This is a genomic window from Pseudomonas moraviensis subsp. stanleyae (genome assembly GCF_036283065.1).
GTDB lineage: Bacteria > Pseudomonadota > Gammaproteobacteria > Pseudomonadales > Pseudomonadaceae > Aquipseudomonas > Aquipseudomonas stanleyae.
The window spans coordinates 571975-586363 of record NZ_JAADJI010000002.1 but is presented as its reverse complement, the minus strand read 5'-3'; the positions used below and the strand labels follow the sequence as shown (position 1 = coordinate 586363).

The following is a 14389-nucleotide window of genomic DNA, read 5'->3' as shown; positions in this document are numbered from 1 at the left end:
GCTTCCCATGAGCGTAGATGCGCAAGATGTAGTACTCGTCGTCGAAGACGAACCGGTTATCTTGATGGTCCTGACAGATTACCTGTCAGGGCAGGGCTATCGCGTGTTGCAAGCGGAAAACGGCGAGCAGGCTTTCGAGATCCTCGCCAGCAAACCTCACCTGGACATGCTGATTACCGATTTCCGCCTGCCGGGCGGCATCTCCGGCGTGCAGATCGCCGAGCCGGCAGTGAAGCTGCGACCGGACCTCAAAGTGATTTTCATCAGCGGCTACCCGCAGGAAATCCGTGAGACCGGCAGCCCGATCACCAGCAAGGCACCGATCCTTGAGAAACCGTTCGATCTGGATGTGTTGCAGGAAAAGATTCAGGAATTGCTGGCCTGATATGTAGGAGCTGCCGAAGGCTGCGATCTTTTGATTTTGCTTTTTACAGATCAAGGTCAAAAGATCGCAGCCTTCGGCAGCTCCTTGGTTCAGCTATTGATCATCTCGCGCACCTTGGCGGTGAGCAGATCAAAGGTGAAGGGCTTGGTGATCATCTGCATCCCCGAGTCGAGGAAGCCACCGCGCACCGCCGCGTGCTCGGCATAACCGGTGATGAACAACACCTTCAGACCCGGCCGGTATTGCCGGCCAACCTCCGCCAGTTGCCGACCGTTCATGCCGGGCAGACCGACATCGCTGATCAGCAGATCGATGCGCTGCGTCGAGTTGAGGATCGGCATGGCCCCATCGGCATCACTGGCCTCGACAAATGCGTAACCCAACTCACCGAGCACGGCGCTGACCAGCACGCGCACCGCCGGGTCGTCTTCAACGATGAGTACGGTCTCGCCATCCATCGCATACGGAGCTTGCTGCGAATCCGAAACGGGGATTTCTACTTCCTCACCACGGAAGCGCGGCAGGTAGAGTTTAACGGTGGTGCCTTGATCGACTTCGCTATCGATCGACACATGCCCGCGCGACTGCTTGCTGAAGCCATAGATCATCGACAGGCCCAACCCGGTGCCCTGGCCGATCGGCTTGGTGGTGAAAAACGGATCGAACGCACGGCTGACCACACTTTGCGGCATGCCGCTGCCGTTGTCGGTGACGCTGAGCATCACGTAATCGCCCGGCTCCAGGTTGGTGTAAGCGGCGGTGAAGTCGCGATGCAGCACCTGATTGCTGGTTTCCACTACCAGTTTGCCGCCCTCGGGCATCGCATCGCGGGCGTTGATCACCAGGTTGAGCAGGGCGCTTTCCAGTTGATTGGGATCGGCCTCGGCCACCCAAAGGTTGTCGTCCAGGCGCATCTCCAGATGAATGCTTTCATTGAGGCTGCGTTGCAGCAACTCGCCCATCGACAGCACCAGCGTGTTCATTTGCACGGCTTTCGGGTCGAGTGACTGCCGGCGCGAGAACGCCAACAAGCGGTGTGTGAGGCCAGCGGCGCGGTTGGCGGAAGTCACGCCAAGATCAATCAGGCTGTCGAGGTCTTCGGTGCGGCCCCGGGCCAGACGCCGGCGCAGCAGTTCGAGACTGCCGATGATGCCGGTGAGCATGTTGTTGAAGTCGTGAGCGATACCGCCAGTAAGTTGGCCGACCGCTTCCATTTTCTGCGATTGACGCAACGCTTCTTCGTTGTGGCGAAGTTGTGCGGTGCGCTCTTCAACCTGTTGTTCGAGGGTTTCCAGAGTCGATTGCAGGCGACGTTCGCTTTCACTCAGATCGATCAGACGATCGCGCGCTTCATATTGTCGTCGCCGTCCGCGCAGCGCGGCGGAAACCAGACTGACCATGGTCGCCGGATGAAACGGCCGCTCGAGAAACGTCACATTACCCAGCAATGTACTCAGGCGTGAAGGTAGGCCTTGCTCTTGGCCACCGTGGTGGGTCAGCAGGACGATCGGCAGGTCGGACCAGGCCGGTTGCTGGTCGAGATACACAATCAGCGTTTCCAGTTCCGGCCCGCGCAACGCTTCTGCGGCGATCAGCAATAGCCCGGCACCGAGTTCCAGCTCAGTGCACAGTTCGCCGAGACTGGGTGTCACGAGGCCGCTGTAGCCGGCCTCGTTGAGAATTTGCAGCGCGATCTGACTGTCGCGCCCCAGCGGCGCCAGAATCAATACCCGCTCGGCCAGAACCAGCGGCGCGGTGTCCGTCACGGGCTTTCATCCTCAAGCAACGGATTGCTCGCACCAAGGTAAGTCGGTACGCCACGCAGCACGCCCTGGAACGATTCCAGCGGTTGGCCGATGGTCATTCCGCGCGAGGAGATCCGGTATTCACGAATGGTCGATTCATGATTGCCGGTACGTTTTTTGATGATCGAGATCGCCCGGCGGACTTTGCCCAGAGCTTCGAAATAGCGCAACAGGATCACCGTATCGGCCAGGTAAGTGATATCGACCGGCGCCTGCATGTCACCGACCAGCCCGTGCTGGGCAACCGTCATGAAGGTCGCCGCGCCTTTGCGGTTCAGGTACAGGAGCAGCTCATGCATGTGCAGCACCAGCGCGTTTTCTTCCGGCATCGCTGCCTGGTAGCCGTTGATGCTGTCGATGACCACGGTTTTGATGCCGCGCTCATCGACGCAGCGGCGCACGCGGTGGGACAACTCGCCCGGCGACAGTTCCGCGGCGTCGACTTGCTCGATCATCAGATTGCCGGTCGCCTGCAAGGCTTTCAGGTCAATGCCGATGTGGCGCATGCGCTCGAACAGCAGGCCCAATTCTTCATCGAAAATGAACAGCGCGGCTTTCTCGCCCCGGGCCACTGCGGCTGCGGCGAAAATCATCGAGATCAGCGATTTACCGGTACCGGCAGGGCCAAGAATCAGCGTGCTTGAGCCGGTTTCGATGCCGCCGCCGAGCAGGGCATCCATTTGCGCGATGCCGCTGGACAGTTGCAGGCGCGGATAGTCGCCGCGATGTTCCGCCGCCACCAGACGCGGGAAAACGTGGACGCCGTCGCCCATGATGGTGAAATCGTGGAAACCGCCACGGTATTTCTGCCCGCGATACTTGACCACCCGTACCCGCCGGCGCTCGGCACCGTAGCTCGGTGTCAGCTCTTCAAGGCGGATCACGCCGTGGGCCACACTGTGTACGGTTTTGTCGAGGGATTCGGTGGTCAGGTCATCAAGCAGCAGGACGGTGGCGTCGTAGCGCACGAAGTAGTGCTTGATCGCGAGAATCTGCCGACGATAACGCAGGGAGCTTTGCGCCAGCAGACGGATTTCCGAGAGGCTGTCGAGCACAACGCGGGTCGGCTTGAAGCGTTCGACCACTTCGAAAATCTGCTTGGTCGCCTCACCCAGCTCAAGGTCCGAGGAGTACAGCAGGCTTTGCTGATGTTCGGCGTTGAGCAGGCTTTCCGGCGGCGTCAGTTCGAAGATATGAATGTTCTCGTTCAACTCCCAGCCATGGGAGCGTGCGCCTTGGCGCAGTTCTTTCTCGGTTTCCGAGAGAGTGATGTACAGGGAACGTTCCCCTGCCAGCGCGCCGGCTCGCAGAAAATGCAGCGCGACCGTGGTTTTGCCGGTCCCGGGTTCACCCTCGAGCAAAAACACATGGCCGCGAGACAGACCACCGGCCAGGATGTCATCCAGCCCTTCAATGCCAATGGCGGCTTTCGCACTGATCAACTCGTTTGATGTAGTCAAAAAACGCCCTCTTATGACTAGGGTAATCCGGCGGCTGGCTTAAGTGAGCCGCCTGAGTAACTTGACCGCATGGCGTGTTCACGGTTCCGCTTTTTCTTTCGACAGCTGGCCAATTGCGCCGGCTCTGGCTTGATCAAAGACCTTGCTGCAAGGCCGGATCGTCTGGATTGAGCTGTTCCAGTTGCGCCAACAGGATCTGCACATTCTGCAACTGGCCGCTTTCCTTCCAGTAGTTGATCAGCAGCACCCGCGCCTTGCGGTCGGCGGGGTGGCGCTGGACGATTTCCTGCAGTTGTTTCTGCGCCGCCTCCAGTTCTTCCGCACTGTGCAGGGTGGTGGCGAGGTCGTAGCGATAATCCTTGTTGTCCGGTTCCAGTTCCACCGCTTTGGACAGGCCGAGCAGCGCGTATTCGCGCTGGCCGTGATGCAACAGCCACAGTCCCAGGGCATGTTGCAGATAGGCTGAGTCAGGTTGCGCCTTGAGCTGGCGGGCGAGCAACTGGCGAGCGGCATCGCTTTGCCCCTGGCGATCGAGGACATCGATCTGCATGACCAGCGCCGGCAGGTTGCCGGGCTCCAGTCGCAGGGTATTGTCCAACGCCTCCTGGGCCTGTTTGTATTCAGCGTTGTGGATATACAGACGAGCCAATTGCGCATAGTTGGCGGCGCTTTCCGGCTGGCTTTCGAGCGTCTGCTGCCAGCCGTCGATGGCCTGCTGTAGCGGCGCGAAATACAGGCCCAGCTCGTCCGGGGTCAGGCCGAGCAGGGCATTGATCGCAGCGAAACGGACAGTTTGTTCTTCATCGTCGAGCAACGGCCCGAGCAACAGGCTGCGTTGACCGCCAGGCACCAGACCGACGATGCTTTTGACCGCGGCGACGCGCACTTGCGGCGCTTCGTGATGCAAGTCGATGTCGGCCAGTTTCAATGCCTGCGGGCTCGGATAATTGGCCAGTTCGCCGTGCAGCCAGACCCGACGCTTGACCGATATGTCCGGGCGACCCAATTGCTGGTACAACTGGCGCGCCGCTCCGGGTTCACCCATGCGCGCGGCGTTCAGCGCTTCGCTGTAGCCATGTTTGACAGCATCGGGAATGGTCGGTGTGCTGCTGCGCCAGGACAGCCAGACGACGCCGAGGATCAGTACGAGGCCTAGGCCGATCAGCAGGTTGCGGCGGGACTGAGTCATGCGGGGTTTCCGAAAGCTTCGAACTTGAGCAGAGCGGCAAGCTTCGGTCAGCTTGGCGCGTGAGTCAAACCCTTGCCAGCGAATCGTCCTACGACACGCGTCGACTGTGAAATCCGTCAGGCTTTTGTTGCAGTGTCTACGCTTGCAGAAGTCGTTTTGAAGAGTGTGCCCATGTCAGCGCTGTTCGCTTATTTCAAGGCTCTGATCCATCCCGGTCAGGCTGTTCTGCTGTTTGCCCTGCGGACCATCGCCGCCGGGTTGTTGACCCTTTATCTGGCGTTCATTTTCGATCTCGAACAGCCGAAGTGGTCGATCATGGCCGTGGTAATTGTCAGCCAGCCCTTGGCGGGGATGGCACTGGCGCGCAGTTTTGGCCAGATCATCGGCACCACAGTGGGTGCAGCGGTGGCGGTGTTGATCATGGCGATTTTTCCTCAGGCGCCGCTGCCGTTCATTACCACATTGGCGTTGTGGCTGGCGCTGTGCACGGCGGGCGGCACGTTGCTGCGCTACACCAGTTCCCAGGCGTTCGTGCTCAGCGGTTACACCGCAGTGGTTGTGGCCCTGCTGGCAATTCCGGACCAGGACGGCACGTTTCTGCTGGCTGTCACCCGTGTCACCGAAACCCTGCTGGCGGTGGCCTGCGTCTGCGTGGTCAGTCTGCTCACGGCCCGCCCTGAAGCCGTCGCGAAGGGCTATTTCGCCAAGGTTGATCAGGTGATCAAACTGGCCGCCAGCCACGCCGCCGAGGTGCTTCGCACGGAAGAAAGCGAAGCCGATTTCCAGCGTCGGCAGATGCAACTGCTCGGTGAAATCAGCGCGCTGGAAGGGTTGCGGCGCCATTTGTATTTCGATGCCCCGCGTTTGCGCAGTGCCGACAACCTGGTATTGCTGCTCGGCAATCAACTGATGCTGCTGACGTCGCGACTGACCGCGCTGCGTCATCAACGCGAATTGCTCATCGAACGCTGGGAGGGCGACTTGCCGCTGGAGGTTCAGCAGCTGCGCGCCGAGGAACTGGCGTTACTGGAGCAGCTCGCGCAGCAGGGCCGCGCATTGTCGGGCGCGGATCGGCAGCGTTTCGTCACTTTGCAGCAACAGTTCGAAGCGTTGGCGTACAAGGCCGAGCAGCAGACCGAGAACATGAGTGCGACCCTGCGTTCACTGGCCTGGGCGCTGCGCTGGGAGCAGGCGCGCCTGTTGCAGCAACTGGAACAGATTCTCGAACTGAGCGACGCCATTCAGGAAGGGCGCCCGGCCAGCTGTCTCTATCGCGGGCAGAGCAGTCCGTTACATCTGGATTTCACCCTGGCCTCGATGAACGCCATCCGCGCCTTTACCGCGCTGTTGGTGTCCGGGCTGATCTGGATCGAAACCGCGTGGGACGGCGCCCGCGGCGGGATGATTCTGGTAGGGATTCTCTGCTCGTTGATGGCGACCTTTCCGCGCCCGTTGATGGCTGCGCAAAGCTATGCGCGGGGCTTGGGGTTGGCGCTGGTGGTGTCGGCGTTCTACCAGTTCATGCTGGTGCCGGCGATCAGTGATTTCGAGCTGCTGGCCTTGCTGCTGGCGCCGCTGCTGTATGCCATTGCCGTGGGCATTGCCAGTCCGGCCACCGCCGGGATCGGCATGGGCCTTGGCCTGTCGAGCTTCCTCATGCTCGGCCCGCAAAATACCGGCACCGGGCAGAACACGGCGATTCAATGGTTCGAATTTGCCGGCGCTTATGTCAGCGCGGCGATGCTGGCCTTGATCGTCTATGCACTGATCTTTCCGTTCCGCCCGGCCTTGCGCATCCGGCGCCTGTACGGCGAAGCACGGGAACAGGTCTATCAATTGAGCAAAATGCCGGCGACCGATGAACAACAATTCGCCTTTGAGAGTCGGATGACCGATCGCCTGACCAGCATGCTCGGCCTGCTGCCGGCAGCGAATGATCGTGCCATGCAGCGCTTGTACGAAATCAGCCTGGCATGCGTGGCCTTGGGCGTGGCCATGCATCAACTGCGGCAGCAGGCCTTGAACAATGGGTTGCTCACTGAGGCGTTCAGCCAGCGCCTGGCGTCGGCGTTACGCAAGACCGGTCGTTTGGTTGCCGGACGCGACGATGTTCAGCTTCCAGCGCTGCTGGCGACGCTGCACCAACTCGGCGATGAGCTGGACGAGCTGCACGCCGCCAGTCATGAACATTTATGGTCGGTGTTTCGCATGCGCGTGGCGCTGCTGATTGTCGTGTCGTTCCTTGAGCGCCACGGTGAACATTTGCAAACTCAAGTTCTGCAAGGAGAACCGCAACTTGCCCATTGATTTCGAGATTGGCGGCGTCTACCTGCCACCGATTGCCCAGGCCCTGTTACTGGCGATCCCGATATTCATGTTGCTGGACTGGGGCCTGCGACGCCTGGGCGTGCTGCGCCTGGTCTGGCATGAAGCGTTGTTCGAAGGCGCTCTTTACGCCTGTGTCTGCGCCACGCTGATTCTGTTGATGGGAGCCTGATGTCTTGAAAGCGCTAGTTGCACGAATGATGACCGTGGCAGTGGTGATCCTGGCGATCGTCCTAGGCTGGTTCGCCTGGGAGTATTACACCCGCGCGCCATGGACACGGGATGCCCGGGTGAGGGCGGATGTGGTCACGCTATCGGCGGATGTCTCCGGGCGTATCGTCAAACTGGCGGTGCAGGACAACCAGCATGTCGACAAGGGCCAGTTGCTACTGGAGATCGATCCGGCGCGATATCAATTGGCGGTCGAGCATGCCCGGCGCTCGGTAGAGGTGTCCAAGGCCTCGCTGGGGCAATCGCAAGCGGCGATCGTCGCCAGTGAAGCGTTGCTCAAACAACGTCAGAGTGAAGAGCGCCGGCGCCGCACGCTGAAGCAGGGCTTCGCGATTTCCGGTGAGGAATGGGAGAAGGCCAGTACCGACGTGGCGGTTGCCCAGGCGGATCTGTTGCGCAATCAGGCCAACCTCGGGCTGGCCGAAGCCAATGTGCAGCTGGCGATTGCCGCGCTGACTCAGGCTGAGCTGGATTTGCAGCGTACCCGTGTCGAGTCGCCGGTCAGTGGTTACGTGACCAACTTGCTGACTCGCCAAGGTGATTACGCACAGGCCGGCGGGGCACTGCTGGCGTTGGTCGACAGTGATTCGTTCTATGTCAGCGGTTATTTTGAGGAAACCAAGCTGCCGCGAATCGAAGAGGGCGACCGGGTACGCATCCAGTTGATGAGCGGTGAGAGTTTCGGCGGCACGGTAGAAAGCATCGCCTTTGCCATCGCCGACCGTGAGAACGCGCCGGGCAGTCGACTGCTGGCGAACATCAACCCGAGTTACACCTGGGTGAAACTGGCGCAGCGAGTGCCGGTGCGCATCGGCATCGATGGTGATTTTGCCGGCAAGAATCGCTTGCGCGCCGGCACAACCGCCACAGTGACGGTCCTGGAGGATCACAAATTTCAAGACCGCCCATGAACCACTGTGGGAGCGAGCCTGCTCGCGAAGGCGTCAGGTCAGATATATCAGCGGTGACTGACACTCTGCCTTCGCGAGCAGGCTCGCTCCCACAAGAAACCCAATGCTGAAAACAGGCATAAAAAAACCCCGCGACCGAATGATACGCGGGGCAAAGAAATTGGTTGGTTGCGGCCAACCAAAGGAGCTCTTTAACAATCTTTACTTGCTGGCGACCGTCTCCGGTTGCCAGCCACCGCCGAGGGCCTTGTAGATCGCGACAATGCCGCGATACAGCTCGACTTCGGCCTGGGCCTGACTGTCTTCGGCATTCAGGCGCTCACGCTGGGCGTCGAGCAGGACGAGGAAGTCGGTGGTGCCTTCGCGATAACGGATTTCCGCCAGGTCGGCAGCCTTGCGGCTCGATTCGCTTTGACGGATCAGCGAGATCAGGCGTTGCTGACGCTTGCCGTAATCGCTGAAAGCGTTCTCCGATTCTTCCAGGGCCAGCAGCACTTGTTGCTCGTAGTTGGCCAGTGCGCCTTCGGCATCGGCGTCGGCGCCACGCAAACGGGCGCGGACGCTGCCAAGGTCAAACGCAGCCCAGGTGATGCTCGGGCCGAGTGCCCAGGCGTTGGCCGCCGAGGAACCGATCTGCGAACCACGTCCGGCGGTCCAGCCGAGGAAACCGCTGAGGCTGACCCGTGGGAACAGGTCGGCTTTGGCCACGCCGATGCGCGCAGTGGCCGAAGCCAGTTGGCGTTCGGCGCTGAGGATGTCCGGACGACGTTGCAGCAGTTCACCCGGATCACCGATCGGCAGCGCCTTGGCGATGGCCGGCAGATCTTTCGGGCTCAGGTCGACGGTCAGTTTGTCGGGGCGCTCCCCGAGCAGGGTAGCGATACGGTTTTTCTGCCGCACCTGTTCCGCCTGCAACTGCGGCACGCTGGCTTCGACATTGGCCAGACGCGCGTCGGCGCGCTCGACATCGAGCTGATCACCGACACCGGCGTCACGCAGGCTGATGGTGATCTTGCGCGACTCCTCTTGGTTGTCGAGGTTGGCCACGGCGATTTTTTCCCGCAGCTGGGCGCCGCGCAGTTGACCGTAGGCGTCGACCAGTTCGGCAATCATGGTGACTTGCAGCTGATACAGATCGGCTTCGGCGGCTTGCTGGTCGGCGTCGCTGGCTTCCAGATTGCGCTGGATGCGGCCGAACAGGTCGAGCTCCCAGGCCATGTCCAGACCGAGGTCATAGCGTTCGCTATTGACCCGATCGGTGGTCTGGCCAGGAATCTGGCCCTTGCCCAGGTCACTGCTGACGCGGCTAGTGATGGTCGGCATCGCATCGTTGCTGGCGTCGTCGCGGATCGCCCGAGCGGCTTTCCAGCGGGCGAACGCCACGCGCAGTTCACGGTTGCCTTGCAGCGATTGCGTCACCAACTGGTTGAGGGTCGGATCATCGAATTGCTGCCACCAGATGCCTTCGAATTTCGAGCGGTCGAAGTTCTTTTGCCCGTCGGCGCCGTCGGTGGCGGTGGTGATATTCGCCGCCTCCGTGGCTGGGGTCTTGTAGTCGGGGCCGACGGCGCAGGCGCTGAGGGCCAGCACCAGCAGACTCGGCAGGAAGACTTTCAGACTCATTGTTGCGCCTCCAATGGCTTTTGAAGAGTGTGCGCTTTGGCTGCTTTGCGCTGCTCGCCGCGTTCGACAAAGTTACGGATCAGCACGTAAAACACTGGCGTCAGCAACAGACCGAAGAAGGTCACCCCGAGCATCCCGGAGAACACCGCCACACCCATGGCATGACGCATCTCGGCACCGGCACCGCTGGAGAACACCAGTGGCACCACACCCATGATGAACGCGAACGACGTCATCAGGATCGGCCGCAGACGCAGTCGGCAGGCTTCCAGTACCGCAGCGAGCGGGTCGAGGCCTTCTTCCTGTTTGTCCTTGGCGAACTCGACGATCAGAATCGCGTTTTTACAGGCAAGTCCCACCAGTACGATCAAGCCGATCTGGGTGAAGATGTTGTTGTCACCACCAGAGATGATCACACCGGTGATGGCCGACAGCAGGGTCATCGGTACGATCAGGATTACCGCCAGTGGCAGGCTCCAGCTTTCGTATTGTGCGGCGAGTACCAGGAACGCCAGCAGTACGCAGAGCGGGAACACGAACAGCGCGGTGTTGCCGGACAGAATCTGCTGGTAGGTCAGGTCGGTCCATTCGTAGGTCATGCCGTTCGGAAGTTCTTCCTTGAGCAGTTTCTCGATGGCTTTTTCCGCCTGGCCCGAGCTGTAGCCGGGGGCAGCGGCACCGTTGATTTCCGCGGTGATGAAGCCGTTGTAGTGCATCACGCGATCCGGCCCCGAGGTGTCGCTGACCTTGATGAAGGTCGCCAGCGGGATCATCTCGCCTTTGTTGTTACGCACTTTCAGTTGACCGATCTGATCGGATTCAAGACGGAACTGCTGTTCGGCCTGAACGTTGACCTGATAGGTGCGCCCGAAGCGGTTGAAGTCGTTGGCATACAGCGAGCCCAGATAGATCTGCAGGGTGTCGAAGATGTCGCTGACGGCCACGCCGTGGGTCTTGGCTTTTTCCCGGTCGATAGCGGCATCGACCTGCGGCACGTTCACCGTGTAGCTGGTAAACAGGCCGGCCAGTTCCGGGACGTTGTGGCTCTTGTTGATGATGTTCATGGTTTCTTTGTACAGCTCGTCGTAGCCGAGGTTGCCCCGGTCTTCGATTTGCAGGCGGAAACCACCGATGGTGCCCAGGCCTTGTACCGGCGGTGGCGGGAAGATCGCCATGTACGCTTCCTGAATGTTCGCGTATTGGCCGTTCAAGGCACCGGCAATCGCGCCGGCGGACATGCTCGGATCTTTACGCTCGTCGAACGGTTTCAGGGTAACGAAGACGATGCCGGCGTTCGGGCTGTTGGTGAAGCCGTTGATCGACAGGCCGGGGAACGCCACGGCGCTTTCCACACCCGGCTGTTTCAACGCGAGGTCGGACATGCGCTTGATCACGTCTTCGGTGCGATCCAGGCTCGCGGCGTCCGGCAGTTGCGCGAAAGCCACCAGGTATTGCTTGTCCTGGCCCGGTACGAAACCGGTCGGTGTGCTGGAGAAACCGAAGAAGGTCAGCACCATCAGGCCTGCATAGACGAGCAGGGCGATGCCGCTGCTACGGATGACCCGGCGCACGGTACCGACGTAGCCATGGCTGGCGCGATCGAAGAAGCGGTTGAACGGACGGAACAGCCAGCCACCGAAGATTTTGTCGAGCACCTTCGAAAAGCGGTCTTTCGGCGCGTCGTGGCTTTTCAGCAACACCGCGGCCAGTGCTGGCGACAGGGTCAGCGAGTTGAACGCCGAGATCACTGTCGAGATGGCGATGGTCAGTGCGAACTGTTTGTAGAACTGCCCGGTGAGGCCGGAAATGAATGCCGCCGGAATGAACACCGCACACAACACCAGTGCCGTGGCCACGATCGGCCCGGTCACTTCGCGCATGGCGCGCTTGGTCGCTTCGACCGGCGTCAGTCCAAGTTCGATGTTTCGTTCGACGTTCTCCACCACCACGATGGCGTCGTCGACCACGATACCGATGGCCAGTACCAGACCGAACAGCGAGAGCGCATTGAGCGAGAAACCGAACAGGTGCATGACCGCAAATGTACCGATCAACGATACCGGCACCGCCACCAACGGAATGATCGAGGCGCGCCAGGTCTGCAGGAACAGGATCACCACCAGCACCACGAGGATCAGTGCTTCGAACAAGGTGTGAACCACCGCTTCGATCGAGCCACGAACGAAGATCGTCGGGTCATACACGATGCTGTAGTCCATGCCCTGCGGGAAGCCTTTCTTCAGCTCTTCCATCTTGCCGCGCACTTCGTTGGAAATGTCGATGGCGTTGGAGCCCGGACGCTGGAAGATCGGGATCGCTACCGCTGGCTGATTGTTCAGCAGCGAACGCAAGGCGTATTGGCTGGAGCCCAGTTCGATGCGCGCGATGTCTTTCAGGCGGGTGATCTCACCGTCGTCGCCTGCGCGAATCACGATGTTCTCGAACTCTTCCTCGGAAACCAGACGGCCCTGAGTGTTGACCGACAGCTGGAAGCTTTGGGCGGTCGGCGCAGGAGGCGCGCCCAACTGGCCGGCGGCGACCTGGCGGTTCTGCTCGCGAATGGCCGTGACCACATCGGTTGCGGTCAGATTGCGCGAAGCGGTCTTGTTCGGGTCAAGCCAGACCCGCAGAGAGTAGTCGCCCATGCCGAACAACTGCACGTCACCGACACCACCGAGGCGAGCAAGCTCATCCTTGATGTTGAGGATCGCGTAGTTGGACAGATAGAGCATGTCGTAGCGCTTGTCCGGCGAGGTCAAGTGCACAACCATGGTCAGGTCGGGCGAAGCCTTGTCGACGGTGATACCGATGCGCGTCACTTCCTCGGGAAGTTTCGGCTCGGTCCGGGTCACCCGGTTCTGCACCTGCACCTGCGCGTTGTCCAGGTCAGTGCCCAGGGCGAAGGTGATGGTCAGGGTGATCTTGCCGTCAGCGGTCGATTGCGAGGACATGTACAGCATGTTCTCGACGCCGGTGATCGCCTGCTCCAGAGGAGCGGCCACGGTTTCACCGATGACTTTGGGGTTGGCGCCCGGGAAGTTGGCGCGGACCACCACGGTCGGCGGCACGACTTCCGGGTATTCGCTGATCGGCAACTGGAACAGCGAGATCGCACCGGCGATCAGGATCAACAGCGACAGCACCGCTGCGAAGATCGGCCGGGAAATGAAGAATTGGGAAAAATTCATCGGAGTTGTCGTCCCTTAACCGCGTGGGGTCGTAGCGGCCAGCTTCGCAGCCGAACCCGATGCGCCCTTGGCAGGGGCAACTTTGGGCAGGTTGCTGGCTTCCAGCGCTTGACGTTGTTGAGCAAGGGCGGCGAGGGTCTGCTCGCTGGCCATCGGAATAACCTCGGGGGTGACCGGTGAGCCAGGACGAACCCGTTGCAAGCCCTTGACGATGATCGTGTCGTCCTTGTTCAGACCGTTGCGCACGATGCGCAGGCCTTCGATTTTCGGTCCGAGTTCGACGGCGCGGTAGGCGGTCTTGTTGTCGCCATCCATCACCAGCACGAATTTCTTGCCCAGGTCCGTGCCTACGGCTTCGTCATTGATCAGCATGGCGTTGTAGGTGCCGCTGCCGACCAGTTTCAAGCGAGCGTAGAGGCCCGGGGTGTAGGTGCCGTCAGCGTTGTCGAACACGGCGCGGCCACGGATGGTGCCGGTTTTCGGGTTGACCTGGTTGTCGACGAAGTTCATCTGGCCCAGGTGCGGGTTGCCGTCTTCGTTGGACAGGCCCATGTACACCGGCGTGGTTGCGCCGCGCTGGCCGTTGCGGGCCAGTTGGGTGTATTTGAGGAAGACGCGTTCGTCGGCGTCGAAGTAGGCGTAGACCTTGTCGGTGGAGACGACGCTGGTCAGTGCGGTGGTGTCGGCGGTCACCAGGTTACCGGCAGTGATTTCGGCACGACTGACGCGGCCACTGATCGGTGCGGTGACGCGGGTGAAGCTCAGGTTCAGTTTGGCCAGATCCAGTTGCGCTTGCAGGGCACCGACGGCGGCGCGGGCCTCTTGGGCGGCGCTGGTGCGTGAGTCGGCCAGCTCAGCGGAAATGGCGTTGCTGGTGCGCAGACGTTCACCGCGAGCGGCTTCGTTTTCGCTGCGAGTGGCGGTAGCGCGGGCTTGGGCGACCAGGGCTTCGAGGCGGCGTACCTCGGCCTGGAACGGACGCGGGTCGATCTGGAACAGCAGGTCGCCTTTCTTGACCAGCGCGCCTTCGGTGAACGCGACCTGATCAATCTGGCCCGAAACCCGTGGCCGGATTTCAACGGTTTCCGGCGCTTCGAGGCGCCCGGTAAATTCGTCCCATTCGTTGACCGGTTGTTCCAGCACCTTGGCCACACTGACTTTGGCAGCGGGCGGGGCGCCAGCAGTCTCCGGAGTTTTGCCGCAGGCGCTCATCACCAGTACGGCCAGCATGGCCAACGGGAAGCGCAAATGTTTGAGTGATTGTTCCATGGA

General features: G+C 60.9%; 10 protein-coding genes. 4 read left to right on the top strand and 6 right to left on the bottom strand.

Annotation, left to right across the window (positions count from 1 at the left end; genetic code table 11):
• The first annotated feature begins 7 nt into the window (after window positions 1-7).
• Complete coding sequence (locus GXB78_RS04985; protein ID WP_016774860.1) at window positions 8-385, top strand: response regulator; 378 nt, start codon at window positions 8-10, stop codon at window positions 383-385.
• 89 nt (window positions 386-474) lie between these two features.
• On the opposite strand, the gene GXB78_RS04980 is transcribed toward GXB78_RS04985, so the two are convergent.
• The 3 genes from GXB78_RS04980 to GXB78_RS04970 form a co-directional block, all read right to left on the bottom strand.
• On the bottom strand, window positions 475-2151 hold the full coding sequence (locus GXB78_RS04980; RefSeq protein WP_329514558.1) for an ATP-binding protein: 1677 nt from the start codon (window positions 2149-2151) through the stop codon (window positions 475-477).
• Window positions 2148-3650 carry an ATPase domain-containing protein gene (locus tag GXB78_RS04975; protein ID WP_329514557.1) on the bottom strand — a complete coding sequence of 501 codons (1503 nt, stop codon included), beginning with the start codon at window positions 3648-3650 and terminating at the stop codon, window positions 2148-2150. The genes GXB78_RS04980 and GXB78_RS04975 overlap by 4 nt, the downstream gene beginning before the upstream one ends.
• Window positions 3651-3783: 133 nt before the next feature.
• Window positions 3784-4839: a tetratricopeptide repeat protein gene (locus tag GXB78_RS04970; protein WP_329514556.1), complete on the bottom strand. Its 1056-nt coding sequence runs from the start codon at window positions 4837-4839 to the stop codon at window positions 3784-3786.
• Between the two features lie 171 nt (window positions 4840-5010).
• Here GXB78_RS04970 and GXB78_RS04965 point away from each other — a divergent pair, with 171 nt between their 5' ends.
• From GXB78_RS04965 to GXB78_RS04955, 3 genes are read left to right on the top strand one after another with little or no spacing between them, the layout of a single operon-like run.
• Window positions 5011-7146: an FUSC family protein gene (locus tag GXB78_RS04965; protein ID WP_329514555.1), complete on the top strand. Its 2136-nt coding sequence runs from the start codon at window positions 5011-5013 to the stop codon at window positions 7144-7146.
• A complete protein-coding gene (locus GXB78_RS04960; protein WP_007914938.1) occupies window positions 7136-7336 on the top strand; it encodes a DUF1656 domain-containing protein in 201 nt (66 codons plus the stop codon). The genes GXB78_RS04965 and GXB78_RS04960 overlap by 11 nt, the downstream gene beginning before the upstream one ends.
• A 25-nt stretch (window positions 7337-7361) precedes the next feature.
• Window positions 7362-8306 carry a biotin/lipoyl-binding protein gene (locus GXB78_RS04955; RefSeq protein WP_408005107.1) on the top strand — a complete coding sequence of 315 codons (945 nt, stop codon included), beginning with the start codon at window positions 7362-7364 and terminating at the stop codon, window positions 8304-8306.
• Window positions 8307-8507: 201 nt separating this feature from the next.
• On the opposite strand, the gene GXB78_RS04950 is transcribed toward GXB78_RS04955, so the two are convergent.
• From GXB78_RS04950 to mexE, 3 genes are read right to left on the bottom strand one after another with little or no spacing between them, the layout of a single operon-like run.
• Window positions 8508-9929, bottom strand: a complete 1422-nt coding sequence (locus tag GXB78_RS04950; protein ID WP_329514553.1) for a TolC family protein — start codon at window positions 9927-9929, stop codon at window positions 8508-8510.
• Window positions 9926-13117, bottom strand: coding sequence for an efflux RND transporter permease subunit (locus GXB78_RS04945; protein WP_041480270.1), 3192 nt, complete (start codon window positions 13115-13117; stop codon window positions 9926-9928). Before GXB78_RS04945 ends, GXB78_RS04950 begins: the two co-directional genes overlap by 4 nt.
• Before the next feature lie 15 nt (window positions 13118-13132).
• The gene (gene mexE, locus GXB78_RS04940) at window positions 13133-14386 is read right to left on the bottom strand and encodes a multidrug efflux RND transporter periplasmic adaptor subunit MexE (RefSeq protein ID WP_039761553.1); all 1254 of its coding nucleotides are present in this window, start codon (window positions 14384-14386) and stop codon (window positions 13133-13135) included.
• Window positions 14387-14389: the final 3 nt, after the last annotated feature.

What these genes read in the sequence shown, in the direction of transcription:
- GXB78_RS04985 (WP_016774860.1), top strand. Translation starts at nt 8, where the DNA reads ATGAGCGTAGATGCGCAAGATGTAGTACTCGTCGTCGAAGACGAACCG.
- GXB78_RS04970 (WP_329514556.1), bottom strand. Translation starts at nt 4,839, where the DNA reads ATGACTCAGTCCCGCCGCAACCTGCTGATCGGCCTAGGCCTCGTACTG.
- GXB78_RS04945 (WP_041480270.1), bottom strand. Translation starts at nt 13,117, where the DNA reads ATGAATTTTTCCCAATTCTTCATTTCCCGGCCGATCTTCGCAGCGGTG.
- mexE (WP_039761553.1), bottom strand. Translation starts at nt 14,386, where the DNA reads ATGGAACAATCACTCAAACATTTGCGCTTCCCGTTGGCCATGCTGGCC.
- GXB78_RS04955 (WP_408005107.1), top strand. Translation starts at nt 7,362, where the DNA reads ATGATGACCGTGGCAGTGGTGATCCTGGCGATCGTCCTAGGCTGGTTC.
- GXB78_RS04965 (WP_329514555.1), top strand. Translation starts at nt 5,011, where the DNA reads ATGTCAGCGCTGTTCGCTTATTTCAAGGCTCTGATCCATCCCGGTCAG.
- GXB78_RS04950 (WP_329514553.1), bottom strand. Translation starts at nt 9,929, where the DNA reads ATGAGTCTGAAAGTCTTCCTGCCGAGTCTGCTGGTGCTGGCCCTCAGC.